Origin of the sequence: Bacillus sp. RIT 809 (assembly GCF_016892495.1) — a bacterium.
In the GTDB taxonomy this organism is placed as follows: Bacteria; Bacillota; Bacilli; order Bacillales; family Bacillaceae_G; genus Bacillus_A; species Bacillus_A cereus_U.
Map to the genome: position 1 here is coordinate 1 of NZ_JAFEMR010000067.1, position 613 is coordinate 613.

Below are 613 nucleotides of genomic sequence, written 5' to 3' on the forward strand. Positions count from 1 at the left end.
CGATTTATATCCCGTTACTGGATGTTCTTTTACTGTATACGTATAAAGAACGCCATTTGCATCATATTGTGCTAGGTCTGCAAACGTATAATTCCAATTATTCCCTGCCGTTACATCTTGTGTTTGAATTACGTTACCATTTTGCAATAAGTCTACCTGGATTGTTGTTGGTCGATCTGTTGCATTGTTGTCATTCCAAGTTTTCGTTCCTGCTACTGTTGTTTTTGCATCTTTTGTATTCGTAATGTTATAACCGTTTACTTCCGATTTATATCCCGTTACTGGATGTTCTTTTACTGTATACGTATAGGCATTACCGTCATTATCATACGCAGGTATATTTGCAAATGTATAATTCCAACCGTTTGCTGCTGTTACATCTTGTGTTTGAATTACGTTGCCATTTTGCAATAAATCTACTTGGATTGTTGCTGGTCGATCTGTTGCATTGTTGTCATTCCAAGTTTTCGTTCCTGCTACTGTTGTTTTTGCATCTTTTGTATTCGTAATGTTATAACCGTTTACTTCTGATTTATATCCCGCTACCGGATGCTCTTTTACTGTGTACGTATAAAGAACGCCATTTGCATCATATTGTGCTAGGTCTGCAAAT

At 36.7% G+C, this 613-nt stretch carries 1 protein-coding gene; it reads right to left on the reverse strand.

Features of this window, described 5'->3' with window-relative positions; translation table 11 throughout:
* A partial coding sequence (locus JTF23_RS27420; protein WP_204210288.1) for a Cna B-type domain-containing protein occupies positions 1 to 613 on the reverse strand: 613 nt, incomplete at both ends.